The 20,818-nt window shown below is 66.4% G+C and carries 31 protein-coding genes; 28 read left to right on the top strand and 3 right to left on the bottom strand.

All coding sequences use genetic code 11. The features are described from left to right. Nucleotides 1-15 precede the first annotated feature (15 nt). The 26 genes from rpsG (at nt 16) to QSG27_RS03755 (ending at nt 15,817) form a co-directional block, all read left to right on the top strand. The gene (gene rpsG, locus QSG27_RS03880; RefSeq protein WP_014241043.1) at nt 16-486 is read left to right on the top strand and encodes a 30S ribosomal protein S7; all 471 of its coding nucleotides are present in this window, start codon (nt 16-18) and stop codon (nt 484-486) included. 26 nt (nt 487-512) lie between these two features. Beyond that, nucleotides 513-2,591 (top strand): elongation factor G, encoded by a 2,079-nt coding sequence (fusA, locus tag QSG27_RS03875; RefSeq protein ID WP_306703819.1) that lies wholly within the window; start codon nt 513-515, stop codon nt 2,589-2,591. A 37-nt stretch (nt 2,592-2,628) separates the two neighbouring features. Continuing rightward, nucleotides 2,629-3,819: an elongation factor Tu gene (gene tuf / locus QSG27_RS03870; RefSeq protein ID WP_306703818.1), complete on the top strand. Its 1,191-nt coding sequence runs from the start codon at nt 2,629-2,631 to the stop codon at nt 3,817-3,819. 453 nt (nt 3,820-4,272) lie between these two features. Further along, entirely contained in the window at nt 4,273-4,581 is a 309-nt protein-coding gene (rpsJ, locus tag QSG27_RS03865) for a 30S ribosomal protein S10 (protein WP_014241039.1), read from the top strand. 60 nt (nt 4,582-4,641) lie between these two features. Then, the gene (rplC, locus tag QSG27_RS03860) at nt 4,642-5,352 is read left to right on the top strand and encodes a 50S ribosomal protein L3 (protein ID WP_109070630.1); all 711 of its coding nucleotides are present in this window, start codon (nt 4,642-4,644) and stop codon (nt 5,350-5,352) included. Nucleotides 5,353-5,357: 5 nt separating this feature from the next. Next, nucleotides 5,358-5,978: a 50S ribosomal protein L4 gene (gene rplD / locus QSG27_RS03855; protein ID WP_306703817.1), complete on the top strand. Its 621-nt coding sequence runs from the start codon at nt 5,358-5,360 to the stop codon at nt 5,976-5,978. Next, complete coding sequence (locus tag QSG27_RS03850; protein WP_094303029.1) at nt 5,975-6,292, top strand: 50S ribosomal protein L23; 318 nt, start codon at nt 5,975-5,977, stop codon at nt 6,290-6,292. Before rplD ends, QSG27_RS03850 begins: the two co-directional genes overlap by 4 nt. Nucleotides 6,293-6,308: 16 nt before the next feature. Further along, nucleotides 6,309-7,136 (top strand): 50S ribosomal protein L2, encoded by an 828-nt coding sequence (rplB, locus tag QSG27_RS03845; protein ID WP_306703816.1) that lies wholly within the window; start codon nt 6,309-6,311, stop codon nt 7,134-7,136. 12 nt (nt 7,137-7,148) lie between these two features. After that, nucleotides 7,149-7,427, top strand: coding sequence for a 30S ribosomal protein S19 (gene rpsS / locus QSG27_RS03840; RefSeq protein ID WP_014241034.1), 279 nt, complete (start codon nt 7,149-7,151; stop codon nt 7,425-7,427). A gap of 3 nt (nt 7,428-7,430) precedes the next feature. Then, on the top strand, nt 7,431-7,826 hold the full coding sequence (gene rplV / locus QSG27_RS03835; protein ID WP_149467688.1) for a 50S ribosomal protein L22: 396 nt from the start codon (nt 7,431-7,433) through the stop codon (nt 7,824-7,826). Nucleotide 7,827: 1 nt separating this feature from the next. Further along, nucleotides 7,828-8,607: a 30S ribosomal protein S3 gene (rpsC, locus tag QSG27_RS03830; RefSeq protein WP_306703815.1), complete on the top strand. Its 780-nt coding sequence runs from the start codon at nt 7,828-7,830 to the stop codon at nt 8,605-8,607. Between the two features lie 12 nt (nt 8,608-8,619). Continuing rightward, on the top strand, nt 8,620-9,051 hold the full coding sequence (rplP, locus tag QSG27_RS03825) for a 50S ribosomal protein L16 (RefSeq protein WP_014241031.1): 432 nt from the start codon (nt 8,620-8,622) through the stop codon (nt 9,049-9,051). Beyond that, nucleotides 9,048-9,254, top strand: coding sequence for a 50S ribosomal protein L29 (gene rpmC, locus QSG27_RS03820; RefSeq protein ID WP_014241030.1), 207 nt, complete (start codon nt 9,048-9,050; stop codon nt 9,252-9,254). The genes rplP and rpmC overlap by 4 nt, the downstream gene beginning before the upstream one ends. A 12-nt stretch (nt 9,255-9,266) precedes the next feature. Continuing rightward, nucleotides 9,267-9,521, top strand: a complete 255-nt coding sequence (rpsQ, locus tag QSG27_RS03815) for a 30S ribosomal protein S17 (protein ID WP_306703814.1) — start codon at nt 9,267-9,269, stop codon at nt 9,519-9,521. Nucleotides 9,522-9,538: 17 nt separating this feature from the next. Further along, nucleotides 9,539-9,907 (top strand): 50S ribosomal protein L14, encoded by a 369-nt coding sequence (gene rplN / locus QSG27_RS03810; protein ID WP_012973215.1) that lies wholly within the window; start codon nt 9,539-9,541, stop codon nt 9,905-9,907. After that, a complete protein-coding gene (gene rplX / locus QSG27_RS03805; protein WP_094303025.1) occupies nt 9,904-10,224 on the top strand; it encodes a 50S ribosomal protein L24 in 321 nt (106 codons plus the stop codon). Before rplN ends, rplX begins: the two co-directional genes overlap by 4 nt. 11 nt (nt 10,225-10,235) lie before the next feature. Then, entirely contained in the window at nt 10,236-10,778 is a 543-nt protein-coding gene (gene rplE, locus QSG27_RS03800) for a 50S ribosomal protein L5 (protein ID WP_306703813.1), read from the top strand. A gap of 19 nt (nt 10,779-10,797) precedes the next feature. After that, nucleotides 10,798-11,103 (top strand): 30S ribosomal protein S14, encoded by a 306-nt coding sequence (gene rpsN, locus QSG27_RS03795; RefSeq protein WP_306703812.1) that lies wholly within the window; start codon nt 10,798-10,800, stop codon nt 11,101-11,103. Between the two features lie 13 nt (nt 11,104-11,116). After that, nucleotides 11,117-11,515 carry a 30S ribosomal protein S8 gene (gene rpsH / locus QSG27_RS03790; protein WP_035675041.1) on the top strand — a complete coding sequence of 133 codons (399 nt, stop codon included), beginning with the start codon at nt 11,117-11,119 and terminating at the stop codon, nt 11,513-11,515. A 13-nt stretch (nt 11,516-11,528) separates the two neighbouring features. After that, a complete protein-coding gene (rplF, locus tag QSG27_RS03785) occupies nt 11,529-12,062 on the top strand; it encodes a 50S ribosomal protein L6 (protein WP_306703811.1) in 534 nt (177 codons plus the stop codon). A gap of 8 nt (nt 12,063-12,070) precedes the next feature. Continuing rightward, entirely contained in the window at nt 12,071-12,433 is a 363-nt protein-coding gene (gene rplR / locus QSG27_RS03780) for a 50S ribosomal protein L18 (protein ID WP_149467683.1), read from the top strand. A 12-nt stretch (nt 12,434-12,445) separates the two neighbouring features. Next, entirely contained in the window at nt 12,446-13,027 is a 582-nt protein-coding gene (gene rpsE, locus QSG27_RS03775) for a 30S ribosomal protein S5 (protein ID WP_306703810.1), read from the top strand. Between the two features lie 2 nt (nt 13,028-13,029). After that, nucleotides 13,030-13,221 (top strand): 50S ribosomal protein L30, encoded by a 192-nt coding sequence (gene rpmD / locus QSG27_RS03770; RefSeq protein ID WP_306703809.1) that lies wholly within the window; start codon nt 13,030-13,032, stop codon nt 13,219-13,221. A gap of 4 nt (nt 13,222-13,225) precedes the next feature. Continuing rightward, a complete protein-coding gene (gene rplO, locus QSG27_RS03765) occupies nt 13,226-13,711 on the top strand; it encodes a 50S ribosomal protein L15 (RefSeq protein ID WP_306703808.1) in 486 nt (161 codons plus the stop codon). A gap of 118 nt (nt 13,712-13,829) precedes the next feature. Further along, nucleotides 13,830-15,170: a preprotein translocase subunit SecY gene (gene secY, locus QSG27_RS03760; protein WP_306703807.1), complete on the top strand. Its 1,341-nt coding sequence runs from the start codon at nt 13,830-13,832 to the stop codon at nt 15,168-15,170. Next, complete coding sequence (locus QSG27_RS03755; protein ID WP_306703806.1) at nt 15,170-15,817, top strand: adenylate kinase; 648 nt, start codon at nt 15,170-15,172, stop codon at nt 15,815-15,817. Before secY ends, QSG27_RS03755 begins: the two co-directional genes overlap by 1 nt. 161 nt (nt 15,818-15,978) lie before the next feature. On the opposite strand, the gene QSG27_RS03750 is transcribed toward QSG27_RS03755, so the two are convergent. The 3 genes from QSG27_RS03750 to QSG27_RS03740 all read right to left on the bottom strand — a co-directional run bounded on the left by QSG27_RS03750 (nt 15,979) and on the right by QSG27_RS03740 (nt 18,409). Then, nucleotides 15,979-16,737 (bottom strand): FadR/GntR family transcriptional regulator, encoded by a 759-nt coding sequence (locus QSG27_RS03750; protein WP_306703805.1) that lies wholly within the window; start codon nt 16,735-16,737, stop codon nt 15,979-15,981. A gap of 95 nt (nt 16,738-16,832) precedes the next feature. Beyond that, nucleotides 16,833-17,747, bottom strand: a complete 915-nt coding sequence (locus QSG27_RS03745) for a DMT family transporter (protein WP_306703804.1) — start codon at nt 17,745-17,747, stop codon at nt 16,833-16,835. A gap of 110 nt (nt 17,748-17,857) precedes the next feature. Further along, nucleotides 17,858-18,409 carry a hypothetical protein gene (locus QSG27_RS03740; RefSeq protein ID WP_306703803.1) on the bottom strand — a complete coding sequence of 184 codons (552 nt, stop codon included), beginning with the start codon at nt 18,407-18,409 and terminating at the stop codon, nt 17,858-17,860. A gap of 325 nt (nt 18,410-18,734) precedes the next feature. Between QSG27_RS03740 and QSG27_RS03735 the strand changes: the two genes are divergently transcribed. Further along, complete coding sequence (locus QSG27_RS03735; RefSeq protein ID WP_306703802.1) at nt 18,735-19,634, top strand: N-formylglutamate amidohydrolase; 900 nt, start codon at nt 18,735-18,737, stop codon at nt 19,632-19,634. A gap of 6 nt (nt 19,635-19,640) precedes the next feature. Beyond that, a complete protein-coding gene (locus QSG27_RS03730) occupies nt 19,641-20,771 on the top strand; it encodes a carboxylate-amine ligase (protein ID WP_306703801.1) in 1,131 nt (376 codons plus the stop codon). Nucleotides 20,772-20,818 lie beyond the last annotated feature (47 nt).

The raw sequence follows: 20,818 nt of genomic DNA, 5'->3' as shown, positions 1-20,818 counted from the left end.
TAAGGAGTATTCACGATGTCCCGTCGTCGTCGCGCCGAGAAGCGTGAGGTCCTGCCGGACGCCAAGTATGGCGACCGCGTCCTGACCAAGTTCATGAACTGCCTGATGCTGGACGGCAAGAAGTCGGCCGCCGAGCGCATCGTCTACGGTGCGCTGAGCCGCATCGAGGCCAAGACCAAGAACGAGCCGGTTCAGGTCTTCCACGACGCCCTGCTGAACGTGAAGCCGCACCTCGAAGTGCGCTCGCGTCGTGTCGGTGGCGCCACCTACCAGGTTCCGGTCGAGGTCCGCACGGACCGCGCCCAAGCCCTGGCCATCCGTTGGCTCATCGGCGCCGCCCGCGCCCGCTCGGAAAACACCATGACCGAGCGTCTGTCGGGTGAGCTGCTGGATGCCGCCAACCAGCGTGGCACCGCCGTGAAGAAGCGCGAGGACACCCATCGTATGGCGGAAGCCAACAAGGCGTTCTCGCACTACCGCTGGTAAGGCACCCACCGGCCCAGGTGCTTGTCATGCCCCGTTCCCATCCTCTGGATCGCTACCGCAACATCGGCATCATGGCTCACATCGATGCCGGGAAGACCACGACCACCGAGCGGATTTTGTACTACACAGGAAAGTCGTACAAAATCGGCGAGGTGCACGAGGGCACCGCGGTGATGGACTGGATGGAGCAGGAACAGGAACGGGGCATCACCATCACCTCCGCGGCCACGACCTGCTTCTGGCGCGACCACCGCATCAACATCATCGACACGCCGGGCCACGTCGACTTCACCATCGAAGTCGAACGGTCCTTGCGCGTGCTCGACGGTGCGGTTGCGGTGTTCGACTCCGTTGCGGGGGTGGAGCCTCAGTCCGAGACCGTGTGGCGGCAGGCCGACAAGTACGGCGTGCCCCGCATGTGTTTCGTCAACAAGCTGGACCGTACCGGCGCGGACTTCTTCCGCTGCGTCGCCATGATGAAGGAACGGCTGGGAACCACGCCGCTCGTTCTCCAGCTGCCGATCGGGTCCGAGGCCGGCTTCGTCGGAGTCGTCGATCTGGTCGCCATGCGCGCCATCGTCTGGAAAGAAGAGACGCTGGGCGCCGAGTTCTACCACACCGACATTCCCGATGCTCTGAAGGATGCCGCGGCGCTCCAGCGTCAGGCGCTTCTGGACGCCGTCCTCGAACTCGACGACACGGCCATGGAGGCCTATCTGGATTCCGGGCAGGAGCCGTCCGAGGACACCCTCAAGGCCTGCATCCGCAAGGGCACCATCGGCCTGCGCTTCGTGCCCGTCCTCTGCGGGTCCGCCTTCAAGAACAAGGGCATCCAGCCGATGCTGGACGCCGTGGTGGACTATCTGCCGGCCCCCGTGGACGTCGGGGCCGTCAAGGGACACCGCGTCGGCGGCGCCGGAACGGACGAGCGTGCGCCGGACGACGCCGCTCCCTTCTCCGCGCTCGCCTTCAAGATCATGAACGACCCCTTCGTCGGGTCGCTGACCTTCGTGCGCGTCTATTCCGGCACCGTCGCCTCCGGCGCCGCCGTGCTGAATCCCGGCAAGGACGAAAAGGAGCGCATCGGCCGCATGCTGCTGATGCACGCCAACAGCCGGGAGGAGATCGACGAAGCCCATGCCGGCGATATCGTGGCCTTCACCGCGCTGAGGAGCACGACGACCGGCGACACGCTGTGCGATCCCGCCAGGCCCATCGCCCTGGAACGGATGGAATTTCCGGAACCGGTCATCGAGGTGGCCGTCGAGCCGAAGTCCAAGGCCGATCAGGAAAAGATGAGCATGGCGCTCTCCCGCCTTGCCCAGGAGGACCCGTCCTTCCGCGTGGCCGCCGACCGTGAAAGCGGCCAGACGATCATCAAGGGCATGGGCGAACTGCATCTGGAAATCATCGTCGACCGCATGAAGCGGGAGTTCAAGGTGGATGCGAACGTCGGGGCGCCCCAGGTGGCGTACCGCGAGACCATCACCCGGACCGCCGAGGTCGATCACACCCACAAGAAGCAGACCGGCGGCACCGGCCAGTTCGCCCGCGTCAAGCTGGTGTTCGAGCCGCTGCCCGCGGGGAGCGGTTTCGTCTTCCAGAACAAGGTCGTCGCCGGCGCCGTGCCCAAGGAGTTCGTTCCGGGCGTGCAGAAGGGGCTGGATGCGTCCCTGAACGCGGGGGTGATCGCCGGCTTCCCGGTGATCGACCTGAAGGTGGAGTTGGTGGACGGCGCCTTCCACGACGTGGACTCGTCCGTGCTCGCCTTCGAGATCGCCACCCGCGCGGCCTTCCGCGACGGCATGGAGAAGGCCGGCCCGGTCCTGCTGGAGCCGATCATGAGGGTTGAGGTGGTGACCCCGGAGGACTACATGGGCGACATCATCGGCGACCTGAACAGCCGGCGCGGACAGATCACCGCCATGGACCAGCGGGGCAACGCCCGTTCGATCATGGCGGCGGTTCCGTTGGCGTCCATGTTCGGCTATGTGAACACCCTGCGCTCCATGAGCCAGGGGCGCGCCCAGTACACGATGCAGTTCGACCATTATGAGCCGGTGCCGCAGGCCATAGCGGAATCCATCCGCGCCAAGATGGCCTGATACCGCTGGAACGACAAAGAGACGGAGAGCACACACCATGGCGAAGGCAAAGTTCGAGCGGAACAAGCCGCACTGCAACATCGGCACGATCGGTCACGTCGACCACGGCAAGACGTCGCTGACGGCGGCGATCACGAAGGTGCTGGCCGAGGCCGGCGGCGCGACCTTCACCGCCTACGACCAGATCGACAAGGCGCCGGAGGAGAAGGCGCGCGGCATCACGATCTCGACCGCCCACGTCGAGTACGAGACGGCCAACCGCCACTACGCCCACGTCGATTGCCCGGGCCACGCCGACTACGTGAAGAACATGATCACGGGCGCCGCGCAGATGGACGGCGCGATCCTGGTCGTGTCGGCCGCCGACGGCCCGATGCCGCAGACCCGCGAGCACATCCTGCTGGCCCGCCAGGTCGGCGTGCCGGCGCTGGTGGTGTTCATGAACAAGGTCGACATGGTCGACGATCCGGAGCTGCTGGAGCTGGTCGAGATGGAGGTGCGCGAGCTGCTGTCCTCCTACCAGTTCCCGGGCGACGACATTCCGATCGTCAAGGGCTCGGCGCTGTGCGCGCTGGAGGACAAGCAGCCGGCGATCGGCCGTGAGGCGATCCTGGAGCTGATGAAGGCGGTGGACGAGTACATCCCGCAGCCGGAGCGTCCGAAGGACCGTCCGTTCCTGATGCCGATCGAGGACGTGTTCTCGATCTCGGGCCGCGGCACGGTGGTGACCGGGCGCGTCGAGCGCGGCATCGTCAAGGTCGGCGAGGAAGTCGAGATCGTCGGGCTGAAGGCGACGGTGAAGACGACGGTGACCGGCGTGGAGATGTTCCGCAAGCTGCTCGACTCGGGCGAGGCCGGCGACAACATCGGCGCGCTGCTGCGCGGCACCAAGCGCGAGGACGTGGAGCGCGGCCAGGTTCTGGCCAAGCCGGGCACCATCACCCCGCACACCACCTTCAAGGCCGAGGCTTACATCCTGACCAAGGAAGAGGGTGGCCGTCACACGCCGTTCTTCACCAACTACCGTCCGCAGTTCTACTTCCGCACGACCGACGTGACGGGCATGGTGAAGCTGCCGGAAGGCACCGAGATGGTGATGCCGGGCGACAACATCTCCATGGAAGTCGAGCTGATCGCTCCGATCGCCATGGACGAGGGCCTGCGCTTCGCCATCCGCGAGGGTGGCCGTACGGTCGGCGCCGGCGTCGTCGCCTCGATCATCAAGTAAGTCTAAGCTTTGCGGCGGGGGCCGGTCTGCGGACCGGCCCCTTTTGCATAGCCGGTCCGCGAAAATGCGGCGTGACTCGCCGAACCGCCCCAGCTCCGTCATCTCCCTGTCACAAGGGGGAAAATGTGGGTTGACACCGGGGCGCCTAGGGCATACACGTTACGCCCTCTGGAATTTGGGTTGGTAGTAGGCATGTCCGGCCTAGACGCAGCCCGATCACGAACGGCACCGCAAGTCCAGCTTGCTCCGGTTGCTGCCAGGAACATCCATCCGCATTGCGATGCGGGGGATGTTCCTTTTCGTATCGGCCGTCAGATCGGACAGGACGAACCACAGCCCGCCGCTTCGGTGAACCGGCGCAGGGTTGCCTGCCGCCGCGGGTCCCCGGGGACAGTTTTGGGGTACCGGTGGCGCAGTGGCGTCACCGAAACGAGGTGCAAGGGACGTTTGGACATGGACAGCCAGAACATCCGCATCCGCTTGAAGGCGTTCGATCATCGCGTGCTCGACCAGTCGACCAGCGAGATCGTCAACACCGCCAAGCGGACCGGTGCTCGGGTGCGGGGCCCGATCCCGCTGCCGACGCAGATCGAGAAGTTTACGGTCAACCGCTCGCCGCACGTCGACAAGAAGTCGCGCGAGCAGTTCGAAATCCGCACCCACAAGCGTCTGCTCGACATCGTCGACCCGACGCCGCAGACGGTGGACGCGCTGATGAAGCTCGACCTCGCTGCCGGTGTGGACGTCGAAATCAAGCTCTAAATCGTTGCTGTTGAGGGACCTCTCCCTCTGAGGATGTCCCTGGTCAGGAGATAAAGAACAATGCGATCCGGTTTGATCGCGCAGAAAGTCGGCATGACCCGCGTCTTCACGGACGATGGGCAGCACGTGCCGGTGACTGTGCTGAAAGTCGACAGCTGCCAGGTCGTCGCCGTTCGCACCGAGGACAAGGATGGCTATACCGCCGTCCAGCTCGGCGCCGGCGCCATCAAGGTGAAGAACGTCACGAAGCCGCAGCGCGGGCATTTCGCCAAGGCGCGCGTCGAGCCCAAGCGCAAGCTGGTCGAGTTCCGCGTCGATGCCGACGCGCTGATCGAGGTCGGCGCCGAGCTCTCGGCTGCGCACTTCGTCCCGGGCCAGTTCGTCGACGTCACCGGCACTTCCATCGGTAAGGGCTTCGCCGGTCCGATGAAGCGCTGGAACTTCGGTGGTCTGCGCGCGACGCACGGCGTGTCGGTGTCGCACCGCTCGCACGGTTCGACGGGTAACCGCCAGGACCCCGGCAAGGTCTTCAAGAACAAGAAGATGGCCGGTCATCTCGGCGACGAGAAGGTCACGGTTCTGAACCTGAAGGTCGTGTCGGTCGATGAGGACCGCGGTCTGATCTTCCTCAAGGGTGCCGTTCCGGGCGCCGAGGGAGCGTGGCTGCGCATCCGCGACGCGGTGAAGAAGAAGGCTCCGGAAGGTCTGCCGTTCCCCGCCGGGATCAAGGCTGCGCCGGCCGCTGAAGCCGCTGCCGAGCCGCAGGAGTGATGGCCATGAAGGCGACCATTAAGAACCTGAACAACGAGACCGTCGGCGAGATCGAGCTGGCCGACGAGATCTTCGGCCTTCCGTCGCGCACGGACATCTTGGCCCGCATGGTCAACTGGCAGCTGGCCAAGCGCCGCGCCGGTACCCACAAGACCAAGACGGTCAGCGAGATCTCCGGCACCGGCAAGAAGCCGTACCGCCAGAAGGGCACCGGCCGCGCCCGTCAGGGCTCCATGCGTTCCGCCCAGTTCCGTGGCGGCGCGACCATCTTCGGCCCGGTCGTCCGCTCGCACGAGCACGACCTGACCAAGAAGGTCCGCAAGCTGGCTCTGAAGACCGCGCTGTCCACCAAGGCCGCGGAAGGCAAGCTCCTGGTCCTCGACGCCGCCTCGGCCGAGACCCACAAGACCAAGGAACTGGCTGTCCGCCTCGCTTCGCTCGGCCTGACCTCGGCTCTGATCATCGATGGCGCCAACCTGAACGAGAACTTCGCTCGGGCCTCGCGCAACATCCCGCTGATCGACGTGCTGCCGGAGCAGGGCGCCAACGTCTACGACATTCTTCGCCGCGATACGCTGGTCCTGACCCGCAACGCGGTCGAGCAGCTGGAGGCTCGCCTGAAATGAGCAAGCAGTCGAAACCTGCGGTGAGCCAGGAGCGGATGTACGACCTCATCCTGGCTCCGGTGATCACCGAGAAGTCGACGATGGCGTCGGAGCACAATCAGGTGACGTTCCGCGTGCCGCTGTCGGCGACCAAGCCGGAGATCAAGGCGGCTGTCGAGGGGCTGTTCAACGTGAAGGTGACGGCGGTCAACACCCTGGTTTCCAAGGGCAAGACCAAGCGCTTCCGCGGGACCATCGGCCGCCGCTCGGACTTCAAGAAGGCCGTCGTGACCCTCGCCGAGGGGAACAAGATCGACGTGACCACGGGCATCTGAGCGGGAGTGTGATCCGATGGCTCTGAAGCAATATCGCCCGATTACGCCGTCGCTCCGCCAGCTGGTCATCGTCGACCGCTCGGAGCTGTGGAAGGGCAAGCCGGTCAAGACCCTCACCGAGGGCCTGACCAAGTCCGGCGGCCGCAACAACACCGGCCGCATCACCGCGCGCCGGATGGGTGGCGGTCACAAGCGCGTCTACCGTCTGGTGGACTTCAAGCGCCGCAAGTTCGACGTTCCGGCGACGGTTGAGCGCCTGGAGTACGATCCGAACCGCACGGCCTTCATCGCCCTCATCAAGTATGAGGACGGCACCCTGTCCTACATCCTGGCGCCGCAGCGCCTGAAGGTGGGCGACACGGTGATCGCCGGCGAGAAGGTGGATGTGAAGCCCGGCAACGCCATGCCGCTGAAGAACATCCCGGTCGGTTCGGTGCTGCACAACGTCGAGCTGAAGCCCGGCAAGGGTGGTCAGCTGGCCCGTTCGGCCGGCACCTACCTGCAGCTGGTCGGCCGCGACGGTGGCTACGCCCAGCTCAAGCTGCCCTCGGGCGAGCTTCGCGTGGTCCGTGGCGACTGCATGGCCACCCTGGGTGCCGTGTCCAACCCGGACAACATGAACACCAACAAGGGTAAGGCCGGCCGCAACCGTTGGCTGGGCATCCGTCCGTCGGTCCGTGGCGTCGCCATGAACCCGATCGACCACCCGCACGGCGGTGGCGAAGGCCGCACTTCGGGTGGCCGTCATCCGGTCACGCCGTGGGGCAAGCCGACCAAGGGCAAGAAGACTCGTCACAACAAGAAGACGGATGGCCTGATCCTGCGCCGCCGTCATTCGAAGTAAGGAGGGCGGACGATGGCACGCTCCGTTTGGAAGGGCCCGTTCGTCGACGGCTACCTGCTCAAGAAGGCGGACAAGTCGCGGGCTTCGGGCCGCAACGAGATCATCAAGATCTGGTCGCGTCGCTCGACGATCCTGCCGCAGTTCGTGGGCCTCACGTTCGGCGTCTACAATGGCCACAAGTTCCTGCCGGTTCTGGTGACCGAGAACATGATCGGCCACAAGTTCGGTGAGTTCGCTCCGACGCGCACCTTCTACGGGCACGCGGCGGACAAGAAGGCGAAGAGGAAGTAAGCCATGGGCAAGCCCTCCAACCCCAGCCGTATCGCGGAGAACGAGGCCATCGCCTCCAATCCGATGATCCGCACCAGCCCGCGCAAGCTGAACCTCGTCGCCCAGCTCATCCGCAACATGGATGCCAGCAGCGCCGTGGCCGAGCTGACCTTCTCCAAGCGCCGCATCGCCGGCGAGGTGAAGAAGGTTCTGCAGGCCGCGATCGCCAACGCCGAGAACAACCATCAGCTCGACGTGGACCGCCTGTACGTCTCCTCGGCGACGGTCGGCCGCGCCCTGGTGATGAAGCGCTTCCACGCCCGGGCCCGTGGCCGCGGCGCGCGGGTCGAGAAGCTGTTCTCCAACCTGACGATCATCGTGCGTGAGCGCGACGCCGCCGCTGCCGAAGGGGCCGAGTAAGATGGGTCAGAAAGTCAATCCGATCGGGCTGCGCCTCGGCATCAACCGGACCTGGGACAGCCGTTGGTTCGCCAAGCGCGACTACGCCAACCTGCTGCACCAGGACCTGAAGCTGCGCGGCTATCTGCAGGGCCGCCTGCAGCAGGCCGGCTGCTCGCGCGTCGTCATCGAGCGTCCGGCCAAGAAGGCCCGCGTCACCATCCACTCGGCCCGTCCGGGCGTGGTGATCGGCAAGAAGGGCGCGGACATCGAGAAGCTGCGTTCCGAGCTGTCCAAGATGGCCGGCGGCGAGGTGAGCCTGAACATCGTCGAGATCCGCAAGCCGGAGATCGACGCCCGCCTCATCGCCGAGAACATCGCCAGCCAGCTGGAGCGCCGCGTGGCCTTCCGCCGCGCCATGAAGCGCGCCGTGCAGTCGGCCATGCGCCTGGGCGCCCAGGGCATCCGGATCAACTGCTCCGGCCGTCTCGGCGGCGCCGAAATCGCCCGTCTGGAGTGGTACCGCGAGGGCCGCGTTCCGCTGCACACCCTGCGTGCGGACATCGACTACGGCACCGCGACCGCGAAGACCACCTACGGCACCTGCGGTGTCAAGGTGTGGGTCTTCAAGGGCGAGATCATGGCGCACGACCCGATGGCCCAGGACAAGCGCATGGGCACCGAGCCGGTGTCGACCGATGGCGAGCCGCGCCGCGAGCGTCGCGAGCGTGGCGACCGTGAGGAGCGTGGGGGCCGCGGTCGCGGCGACCGTGACCGCTCCGAGCGCGCTGACCGCGAGTAAGGGGCACGAGCGATGCTTTCTCCGAAGCGTACCAAGTACCGCAAGGCCCACAAGGGCCGCATCCACGGCAACGCGAAGGGCGGCACCCAGCTGAACTTCGGCTCCTTCGGCCTGAAGGCCCTGGAGCCGGAGCGCATCACGGCCCGTCAGATCGAGGCGGCCCGCCGCGCGATCACCCGCGCCATGAAGCGTCAGGGCCGCGTGTGGATCCGCGTGTTCCCGGACCTGCCGGTCTCGACCAAGCCCGCCGAAGTCCGCATGGGTTCCGGTAAGGGCACGCCCGAGTACTGGGCGGCCCGCGTTCATCCCGGCCGCATTCTGTTTGAGCTGGACGGCGTGCCCGCGGATGTGGCAAAGCAGGCGTTCGCCCTGGCGGCCGCCAAGCTGCCGATCAAGACCAAGCTGGTGACCCGCCTCGGTGGCGGTGAGGAGGTGGCGGCATGAAGTCCGTCGATGTTCGTGCGAAGAGCACGGAGGAGCTGAACGATCAGCTCCTCCAGCTCAAGAAGGAGCAGTTCAACCTGCGTTTCCAGCGGGCCTCCGGCCAGCTGGAGAACACCGCGCGGGTGCGGGTGGTGCGTCGCGACATCGCGCGCATCAAGACGATCCTCGGCGAGCGTTCGCGCTCGGCCGAAGCCGGCAAGTAAGGAGGGCTACCTATGCCTCGCCGCGTTCTGCAGGGCACGGTGGTCAGCGACAAGGGCGACAAGACGGTTATCGTCCTGGTCGAGCGCCGCGTCATGCACCCCGTGTACAAGAAGTTCATTCGTCAGTCGAAGAAGTACGCCGCCCACGACGAGGGCAACCAGTTCAAGGTCGGCGATACCGTTTCGATCATCGAGTGCCGCCCGATCTCCAAGCGCAAGCGCTGGACGGTCGTGCTTGAGTCCGCCGCCGTTGGCGGCGCCGCGTAAACGGAAGGGTACAAACCATGATCCAGATGCAAACCAACCTGGAAGTCGCCGACAATAGCGGGGCGCGCCGGGTGCAGTGCATCAAGGTGCTTGGCGGGTCCAAGCGGAAGGTTGCCACCGTCGGCGACGTGATCGTCGTCTCGGTCAAGGAAGCCATTCCGAAGGGCCGCGTCAAGAAGGGCGACGTGCATCGCGCCGTCATCGTCCGCACCGCGAAGGAACTGCGCCGGGAGGACGGGTCCGCGATCCGTTTCGACCGCAACGCCGCCGTGCTGATCAACAAGCAGGGCGAGCCGATCGGCACCCGTATCTTCGGGCCGGTCACTCGTGAGCTTCGCGGCAAGAAGTTCATGAAGATCATCTCGCTGGCGCCGGAGGTGCTGTGATGGCCGCGAAGATCAAGACCAAGGACAAGGTCGTCGTTCTGGCCGGCAAGGACAAGGGCAAGACCGGCGAGGTCCTCAAGGTCATCCCGGCGGAAAACCGTGTCGTCGTGCAGGGCGTGAACGTGGTGAAGAAGCACCAGCGTCCGAGCGCCACCTCGCAGGGCGGCATCGTTGAGTTCGAGGCGCCGATCAACGTCTCGAATGTTGCTCATGTCGACCCCAAGGACGGCAAGCCGACCCGCGTCGGTTTCAAGGTCCTTGAGGATGGCCGCAAGGTGCGTGTCGCCAAGCGGTCCGGCGAAGTCATCGACGTGTGAGGACCGGACCAATGGCTGCACGTTTGAAGGAAGTGTACGACTCCAAGATCCGCGCCGCGCTCAAGGCTGAGTTCGGCTACGCGAACGATCTCGAAGTTCCGCGGATCGAGAAGATCGTCATCAACATGGGTGTCGGCGAGGCCGTCGGCGACTCCAAGAAGATCCAGAATGCGGTGAGCGAACTGACGGCGATCAGCGGCCAGAAGCCGATCGTCACGAAGTCCCGCAAGTCGATCGCGCAGTTCAAGCTGCGTGAGGGCATGGCGATCGGGTGCAAGGTCACGCTCCGCCGTGACCGCATGTACGAGTTCCTGGATCGCCTGGTCACGATCGCGTTGCCGCGTGTCCGCGACTTCCGCGGCATCCCCGGCAACAGCTTCGACGGCCGTGGCAACTATGCCATGGGCGTGAAGGAGCAGATCATTTTCCCGGAGATCGACTACGACAAGATCGATCAGATCCGCGGCATGGACATCATTTTCGTCACCTCGGCGAAGACCGACAAGGAGGCCAAGGCCCTCCTGAAGGCCTTCGACATGCCGTTTGTGGCCTGATTGGCTGGAGCACGACCCCATGGCTAAGACCAGTGCCATCGAGAAGAACAAGCGTCGCACCAAGCTGGTGAAGCAGTTCGCCAACAAGCGTGCCCGCCTGAAGGCCATCGCTACCGACCGCTCCCTCCCGCCGGAAGAGCAGTTCGCCGCCCGCCTCAAGCTGGCCGAGCTGCCGCGCAACTCGTCGAAGGTGCGCATCCGCAACCGTTGCGAAATGACCGGCCGTCCGCGGGCGTTCTATCGCAAGTTCAAGCTGTCCCGCGTCACCCTCCGTGAACTGGCCTCCACCGGCCAGATCCCGGGGATGGTGAAGTCGAGCTGGTAAGGAGGGTCGGAGAATGTCTTTGAGCGATCCGCTCGGCGATATGCTGACCCGCATCCGCAATGGTCAGCACGCCCGTATGTCTGTTGTGCAGAGCCCGGCGTCGAAGCTGCGCAGCAACGTGCTTGAGGTTCTCAAGCGCGAGGGGTACATCCGCGGTTACTCCGAGGAGGAGCTGCGTCCCGGCATCAAGAACCTGAAGATCGAGCTGAAGTATCACGAAGGCGAGCCTGTGATTAAGCAGATCGCCCGCGTGTCGAAGCCCGGCCGCCGCGTCTATTCGAAGATCACCGATCTGCCCCGCGTCTTCAACGGCCTGGGCATCGCGATCCTCTCCACGCCGCGCGGCGTGATGTCGGACAATGAGGCCCGCGCCGCCAACGTCGGCGGTGAAGTCCTCTGCCGCGTGTTCTAAGGGGGACCCTCTGATGTCGCGCATTGGCAAGCATCCCGTGCCGGTTCCCGCTGGTGTTGACGTTGCCGTCAACGGCCAGCAGGTGACGGCCAAGGGCAAGCTGGGTTCGCTCAGCCTGACCCTCATCGACGACATCACGGCCAAGCTGGAAGACGGCAAGGTCGTGGTCACCCCGGCGAACGACAGCAAGCGCGCCCGCGTCATGTGGGCAACCTCGCGCACCCTGATCAACAACATGGTCACGGGCGTCAACCAGGGCTTCACCATCAACCTCGAGATCAACGGCGTCGGTTACCGTGCCGCCGTGCAGGGCAAGGAGCTGGTCATGCAGCTCGGCTACTCGCACGACGTCAAGTACCCGATCCCGGAGGGCATCACCATCAAGTGTGACAAGCCCACCGCGATCTCGGTGTCGGGCTTCGACAAGCAGAAGGTCGGTCAGGTCGCCGCGGAGATCCGCGGTTGGAAGAAGCCGGAGCCCTACAAGGGCAAGGGCATCAAGTACGAGACCGAAACCCTCCTCCGCAAGGAAGGCAAGAAGAAGTAAGGTCCGCCATGCTCAAGCCAAAGCAACTCCACGAGCGCCGCAAGCAGCGCGTGCGCGCGCAGATTGCCAAGAAGGCCGGCGGGCGGGCTCGCCTCTCGGTTTTCCGGTCCAATCTGCACATCTACGCCCAGATCATCGACGACGAGAACGGCCGCACGGTCGCCTCGGCCTCGTCCGTGGAAAAGGAGCTGCGCGAGCAGCTCAAGCACGGTGGGAACGTCGAGGCCGCCAAGAAGATCGGTGCGCTGATCGCCGAGCGCGCCAAGGCGGCGGGCGTCACCGAGGTCGTGTTCGACCGTGGTGGCTACATTTACCACGGCCGGGTCAAGGCCCTGGCTGACGCCGCCCGCGAGGGCGGGCTGTCGTTCTAAGGAGGCTCCGAAATGGCACGTGAAAGAGGCGAGCGGAGCGACCGCGAGCGGCAGCCGCGTGAACGCGATCGGGAAGAGAGCGAGCTGATCGAAAAGCTCGTCGGCATCAACCGCGTCGCCAAGGTCGTCAAGGGTGGCCGTCGCTTCGGCTTCGCCGCCCTGGTGGTGGTCGGCGACGGCAAGGGCCGCGTCGGCGTCGGATCGGGCAAGGCCCGTGAAGTGCCGGAGGCGATCCGCAAGGCGACCGACCAGGCGAAGCGCGGCATGATCCGCGTTCCGCTGCGCGAAGGCCGCACGCTGCATCATGACTCCAACGGTCACTTCGGTGCCGGCAAGGTCGTGCTGCGCACCGCCCCGGCCGGTACCGGCATCATCGCCGGCGGTCCGATGCGCGCGATCTTCGAGGCGCTGGGTGTGCAGGACGTGGTGACGAAGTCCATCGGCACCTCCAACCCGCACAACATGATCAAGGCGACCTTCGACGCCCTGTCGCAGGTTTCCAGCCCGCGCAGCGTCGCCGCCCGCCGCGGCCGTCGCGTGAGCGACATCCTCGGCAAGCGTGAAACCGGCGCCGCCGGTGCGCAGGAGGCTTGATCATGGCCGACAAGAAGACCGTCATCGTCACCCAGACCGGCAGCCCGATCGGTCGTAAGCACGACCAGCGCGCGACGCTGGTCGGTCTGGGTCTCAACAAGCTGCACCGGACCCGCGAACTGGAGGACACTCCGGCCGTGCGGGGCATGATCGCCAAGGTCGCGCACCTGGTCCGCGTCGAGAACGAGGGCTGAACCCATGACGAAGCTGAACGATCTCCGGGACAACCCCGGTGCCCGTAAGGAGCGCATGCGCGTCGGCCGCGGTATCGGTTCGGGCAAGGGCAAGACCGGCGGCCGTGGCGTGAAGGGTCAGACCTCGCGCACCGGCGTTGCCATCAACGGCTTCGAAGGCGGCCAGATGCCCCTTCACCGCCGCCTTCCGAAGCGCGGTTTCCGCAACATCTTCGCGAAGGAATACTCGGTGGTGAACCTGGGCCTGGTCCAGAAGTTCATCGACGCCGGCAAGCTCGACGCCAGCCAGACCATCGACGCGGTGGCTCTGGAAGCGGCGGGCGTCACCGGCAAGGTGAAGAAGGACGGCATCCGTCTGCTGGGCAAGGGCGCCCTGACGACGAAGGCCAGCTTCACCGTGGCCGGCGCCTCCAAGTCGGCTGTGGAAGCGGTCGAGAAGGCGGGTGGCAGCGTCACGCTGACCGCGTCCGCCACCGAAGCCGCCGAGTGATCGGAAGCCCGCGCTTGCGCGCGGGCACCTTCCGGCACTAAATGAAGCGAAGTTGCGAGGGGCGGCCTGCATTCTGCAGGACCGCCCCGTTCGCACATTAGGGACAGGGATACGACCCATGGCATCAGCGGCCGAGCAGCTTGCCGCGAACATTAATTTCGGGGCCTTCTCCAAGGCGACCGAGCTGAAGAAGCGGATCTGGTTCACCCTTGGTGCCTTGATCATTTACCGCCTGGGCACCTACATCCCTCTTCCGGGCGTCAACCCGCAGATCCTGGCCGATATTTTCCGGCAGCAGGGCGGGGGCATCCTCGGCATGTTCGACATGCTGGCCGGCGGTGCGCTGCACCGCATGACGATCTTCGCCCTCAACATCATGCCGTACATCTCGGCCTCCATCATCGTGCAGCTCCTGACCGCGGTGTCGCCGCAGATGGAAGCGCTGAAGAAGGAGGGCGAATCGGGCCGCAAGAAGCTGAACCAGTACACCCGCTACGGCACGGTGCTGCTGGCGACGGTGCAGGCCTGGGGCCTCGCCGTTGGGCTTGAGGCGATGACCGGCGCGTCGGGCGCCGCGGTTCCCGAACCGGGGCTGTTCTTCAAGATCGCCACGGTCATCACGCTGGTCGGCGGCACGCTGTTCCTGATGTGGCTGGGCGAGCAGATCACCGCCCGCGGCATCGGCAACGGCATCTCCCTCATCATCTTCGCCGGCATCGTCGCCGAGCTGCCGCGCGCTCTCGTCAGCACGCTGGAGCTGGGCCGCACCGGCGCGCTGTCCACGCTGTTCATCGTCTTCCTGCTGCTGATGGCGGTGGGCGTGGTGTTCTTCATCGTGTTCATGGAGCGCGCCCAACGCCGCCTGCTGATCCAGTATCCGAAGCGGCAGATGGGCAACCGCGTGTTCGGCGGCGAAGCGTCGCACCTGCCGCTGAAGCTGAACACCGCGGGCGTCATCCCGCCGATCTTCGCGTCGTCGCTTCTGCTGCTGCCGCTGACCGCGGTCGGCTTCGCGGGCGGCGAGGGGCCGGAGTGGCTGCAGGCCGTCTCGCGCTATCTGGCGCACGGCACGCCGCTCTACATGATCCTGTATTCGGCGCTGATCGTGTTCTTCTGCTTCTTCTACACGGCCATCGTCTTCAACCCCGCGGACACGGCCGAAAACCTGCGTAAGTATGGCGGCTTCATCCCCGGCATCCGTCCGGGCAAGAACACCGCCGACTACATCGACTACGTATTGACCCGGCTGACGGTCATCGGCTCGGCCTACCTTGTGGCGGTTTGTCTCCTCCCCGAAATCCTGATTTCCCAGCATTCGGTTCCGTTCTATTTTGGCGGCACCAGCCTGCTGATCGTGGTCACGGTTACGATGGACACGGTTGCGCAGATTCATTCCCATCTGCTGGCCCACCAGTATGAGGGGCTGATCAAAAAAGCGAAGCTTCGGGGGAGAAAGTAATGAATCTCATTCTGCTCGGGCCGCCGGGCGCCGGGAAGGGGACCCAGGCGCGGCGTCTCGAAGACACACGCGGGCTCGTCCAGCTTTCCACGGGCGACATGCTCCGCGCGATGGTCGCCGAGGGCGGTCCGCTCGGGCAGCAGGCGAAGGACATCATGTCCGCCGGCAAGCTGATGCCGGACGAACTGATGGTCCAGATGATCGCCGAGCGCATTTCGAAGCCGGACGTCACGAACGGTTTCATCCTCGACGGCTTCCCGCGCACGGTCGCCCAGGCCGAGGCGCTCGACAGCATGCTCGCCGAGAAGGGCCTGAAGCTCGATCATGTGATCGAGATGAAGGTCGTCGACGACATCCTCGTCGATCGCATCACGGGCCGTTACACCTGCGCCAAGTGCGGCAAGGGGTATCACGACAGCTTCGAGAAGCCGAAGGTCGAGGGTGTGTGCGACGCCTGCGGCGGCACGGAGTTCAAGCGCCGGGCCGACGACAACGCGGACACGGTCAAGACCCGTCTTGCCCAGTATCACGAGCAGACCGCGCCGATTCTGCCCTATTATCAGAGCCGTGGCGTTCTGAAGACGGTGGACGGCATGGCCGAGATCGACGACGTGACCAAGCAGATCGAGGATATCCTGGCCGTATGACCAGGAGCGCCCCGGTCGGCTGAAAGAACGGTCGGCTGAAAAGAAAAGCCGCAGGGTTCATCCGGACCCTGCGGTTTTTTTCATGCGCCGGTGATTCGCCATGCGCCGGCCGGAGGCGGGGAGGGGAGGGTTCGGCGTTGCCCGCCCCCCGCCATGGGCCGCTACGGCGTGTGCTCGGCGCCGGGGTGGGAGAGGTCTTCGGCCTTGCGGCTCAGATCGTTGTAGCGGTCGAGCACCCAGCCGAGATGATCGGCGGCGGCGGAGGCCGCGGCATCGGCGTCGCGGCGCTTGATGGCCTCGTAGATGGCGCGGTGATGGTCGATCATCAGCGCCTCCTTGCCCAGCGCGAAGGGCTCGGTGTGGTGGTACTCCATCATCTGGCCGAGGATGTCGCGGATCGTCGCCAGCAGATGGAGATAGACCGGGCTTCCCGCCGCCTGGGCGACGGCGAGGTGGAAGTCCATGTCGTCGGCGGCCTGCTTGCCGTCGCGGCCCGTCTCGCCCATCGCGGCGAGGACCCGCCCGATGTGGTCGATCTGTTCCTGCGACGCGCGTTCCGTGGCGCGCCGGGCCGCCCAGCTCTCCAGCGCCTGCCGGATCTCCACGAGGTCGCAGAGGTTGCCGTGCTTCACGCGGACCATCTCGGTCAGGGCGCCGTCCATCGCGCCGGCGGAGGACACCACGCGCGTGCCGCCGCCCTGGACGGCGGTCAGGAAGCCCTGCGTCTTCAGCTTCTGCAGGGCGGCGCGCACCGAGACGCGGCTGACATGGAGTTGTTCGGCAAGCTGGCGCTCGCCGGGGAGGCGCTCCCCCGGAACCAGCTCGCCGCGGGCGATGCGTTCCAGAATCCGTTCGGCCACCCATTCCGAAATGCGCTGGGAGGAGGCCGGTACGTGGTGGGGGTCTTCGGTGTCGGACACGGAGGCATGCCCTTTCATCAGCAATCAGTCATAGGTCGTACCCGAGTCGGGCAAATCACGTCAACTCGCATCGGGGCGGCTGCGAATGGACCGCATCATCGGCTGCCGCGGCGCGCCGTCACAATGCCCGCCAGGACCACCGCCCCGCCGAGGGCCTGGAGCAGGCCGAGCGGTTCGGCGAGCAGCGCCCAGGCCAGCACCGCCGCCGCCGCCGGTTGGAGCAGCAGGCTGACGGAGGAGAAGGCGGCGGGCAGATGGGCCAGCGCGTAGGTGATCAGGCTCTGCCCGCCGGCGTGGCTGACCAGCGCCAGCCCCAGAAGCACCGCCCAGCCCCCGGCCGATCCGGCGATCAGGCTTTCCCCCGACAGCAGCGCGATGGGCAGAAGGGCGAGGCCGCTGACGGCTCCGCTCCAGGTCATGATGGTGGCCGTGGAGAAGTCCGCCCGCAGGCGCCCCACCGCCAGGATGTAGCCGCCGTAGAAAACGGCGGTCAGCAGGCCCAGGGCGTCGCCGAACAGATGGTCCGGGCTCAGCGTCAGGCTCTGCCCCATCAGCACCATCGCACCGCACAGCGCCAGGCCGAGTCCCGCCAGGAACTTGCGGCTGAACCGTTCCTTAAACACCAGCCAGGACACCAAAGTCACGAAGATCGGCGCGAAATTGGCGAGCAGCGTGGAGTTGGCGACGGAGGTGTAGCGGATCGACCAGTGCCAGACGGCGAGGTCACCTGCGAAGAACAGGCCGGCCACCGTCAGGCGGGCGCAATCGGTGAGGGAGGAGGGCCGGCGCGGACGGTTCGTTCCCTTGGCCTCCAGCGCCATCCACAGCCACAGGGCGGGGATGGCGAAGCCCAGCCGCCAGAAGGCGGTGGCGCTCGGTCCAAGCTCGGAGAGGCGGACGAAGATCGGGGCGAAGGCGATGGCCAGCGCCCCGGTGAGCAGAGCGATGAGCGCGGCCCGCTCGGTGGCGGTGCCGCGCGTTCCAGTTGTGAGGCTGCTGGCGTCGGGCATGCGATCCTTATAGCGGCGGCGCCTTGACGGCACCACGCCCGCCCGCCGCATGGCTCACCTGCACGGGCTCCCGCTGGGAACGGCAGCCCTCACGCGCCGCGCGGGACGGTTCAATCCAGGCGCGGGCGCAGCCGCTTGGGACCCACCGCCTCGTCCTCGTCCTCGTCATAGCCCTCGTAATGGATCGGGCAGCGGCCGTCGGGGCGCAGCGGGCCGGTGACCACCGCCTCGTACCACTCGTCCTCGAAGAGAACCTCCACCTCTTCGCCGGTGCGGCACAGCGGGGCGTGGGGCGCAGCGGCCCCGGCGGGCTTCTGCATGTCGGACTTCGGCGTGTAGGGCAGGGCGGCGGGCTGCGGCGGGATCTGGTCGCAGCCCATGGTGCAGACCTCCCGGGCGATCACCTGCCCGCCGCAGTCGCGGTAGCAGTCGCGCCGGTCGGATTCGCAGCGGCTCTCGCAACTGCTGGTGCCGCAGGCGTAGCTGCGGTCGAAGTCGCTGGGGTCGCGCTTGATCGGCTTCTTCTCGGCGTTCTGGCGCCGCACATAAGCGCGGTAGTCGTCCTTCGCGCGGTCGCGGGCGTCCTGGAGGCAGGCGTGCTTATCCATCTGGCAGAGCTGGCGGCAATAAGTCCGCCCCTGCCCGCAGGACTGGACGCACATCCGCCCTTCCGCCGATTTGGGCGGAACGAACGAGTATTGCGTGGTGTATACCGGACCGCAGGCCGACAGAGGGAGCAACAGGGCGAACAACAGGAGCCAGAATTTCTTCGTCATTGCCGTACTCGCCAGAAAGGTTGGCGGCCCTGAAGCGGCCTTCAGCCCGCCTCGGACTCGCATCGCCTCGTTCGCCGGCGGCAGGCGGAAGCCGTGTTCCCGCCGGTGCGGTCCAAAGCGGATTGCAACCCGCTTTAGCATCCCGTGCCCGCGGCCTACCACTTTTTTGTCGGCTTCCGGACCATCCCATCTCCTGCAATATTGTCCGACGATGACCCAGCCTTCCTCCGACCAGCCTTTCTCCGAATCGAGTTCCCGGCAGCCCGCCGAGCATTCCCGGCCGGTGACGGCGCCGACTCCGCCGCGCACCGCCCCCGCGGCACCGCTGCTCGGACCCGGCGACCCGCCGCCGGTGACGGTGCTCAACCCCGACGCCGAACGCCCGCTGATCCTGGTCTGCGACCACGCGGCCCGGGCGATTCCGAAGGCGCTCGGCGATCTGGGGCTGACCGAGGCGCAATTGTCCCGCCACATCGCCTGGGACATCGGGGCGGCGGCCCTGACCCGGCGGCTGGCCGGGCGATTCGGGGCGACCGCCGTGCTGTCCGGCTATTCGCGGCTGGTCATCGATCCGAACCGGGCGCTCGACGATGCCACCGCCATTCCGGTGGTCAGCGACGACGTGGTGATCCCCGGCAACCGGGCGCTCGATGCGGCGGAGGTGCAGCGCAGGGTGGAGGCCATCTTCACCCCCTACCAGTCGGCCATCGCCGCCGAGGTCGCCCGGCACCGCGGACGCGGCCAGGTGCCCGCCATCGTCTCGATCCACAGCTTCACCCCGGTCATGCGGGGGGTGGTGCGGCCTTGGCACGTCGGCATCCTGTGGGACCGCGACCCGCGCATCCCGCTGCCGATGATCGAACGGCTGCGCGCCGACGGGCGCTGGTGCGTGGGCGACAACGAGCCTTATTCGGGCCGCACCACGCTGGGCGGCACGGTGGAGACCCACGCCACCCCCGCCGGCCTGCCCAACGTGCTGGTGGAGGTGCGCCAGGATCTGATCGCCACCCCGGAAGGGGCTGGGCTTTGGGCCACGGTGCTGGGCGACGCTCTGGAGCCGATCCTGGCCGACCCGGCCCTCCATCAGGTCAAACTGTTCCCGCGGGAGTGAGCGTTCATGGAGCCGGCCTTCACGCTGGGGCTTGAGGAAGAGTATCTGCTGGTGGACCGCAATTCGCGGGACATCGCGCGCAACCCGCCCGACGAGATGCTGGCCGCCTGCCAGGAGCAGGCGCCCGGCCAGATCCACCCGGAATTCCTGCGCTGCCAGATCGAGGTCGGCACGCCGGTCTGCGCGACCCTGCAGGAGGCGCGGGTGGAGCTGGCGCGGCTGCGGGCGACGGTGGCCGGGGTGGCGCGCGCCCACAACCTCGCCCCGATCGCGGCCTCCACCCATCCCTTTGCCGCGTGGGAGCCGCAGAAGCACACCAACCGCGACCGCTACAACATGCTGGCCCGCGACCTGGGCGCCCCGGCGCGGCGGCTGATGATCTGCGGCATGCACGTCCATGTCGGGATCGAGGACGACGACCTGCGGATCGACCTGATGAACCAGGTCCGCTACTTCCTGCCGCATCTGCTGGCGCTGTCCACCTCCTCGCCCTTTTGGCGGGGGCAGGACATGGAACGGAAGTCCTACCGGCTGGCGGTGTGGAACGAGCTGCCGCGCACCGGCATGCCCGACAGCTTCCAGAGCTTCGGCGAGTACCAGCAGCAGGTGAATGTGCTGGTCAACGCCGGCATCATCGAGGACGCCAGCAAGCTGTGGTGGGACATCCGCCCGTCCCAGCGCTTCCCGACCCTGGAGATGCGGATCACCGACGTCTGCACCCGGCTGGACGATGCGGTGACGGTGGCGGCCCTGTTCCGTTGCCTGCTGCGGATGTTGTGGCGGCTGCGGCTGAGGAACGTCGTCTGGCGCCCCTACAAGAACCTGCTGATCGGCGAGAACCGCTGGCGCGCCCAGCGCTACGGCCTGGACGAGGGGCTGGTGGATTTCGGGCGCGGCACCATCGTTCCCTACGCGGACCTGATGGAGGAGCTGATCGAGCTGACCCGCGAGGACGCGGAGCATTTCGATTGCGTGGCGGAGGTCGCCCACGCCCGCGACATCATCCGCCGCGGCACCAGCGCCCATCGCCAGGTGGCCATCTACCGCGAGGCGCTGGAGCACGGCGCCACCGGCTGGGAGGCCCTGGCCCGGGTGGTGGACTGGCTGGCCGAGGAAACGATGGTCGGCGTTGCGTGAGACGGTTCGAAACGAGTTGGTTGGAAATCCGGGGCAACTTTCGGAAA

Origin of the sequence: Azospirillum isscasi (assembly GCF_030849505.1) — a bacterium.
GTDB lineage: Bacteria > Pseudomonadota > Alphaproteobacteria > Azospirillales > Azospirillaceae > Azospirillum > Azospirillum isscasi.
This window is presented reverse-complemented; position numbering and strand designations above follow the sequence as displayed.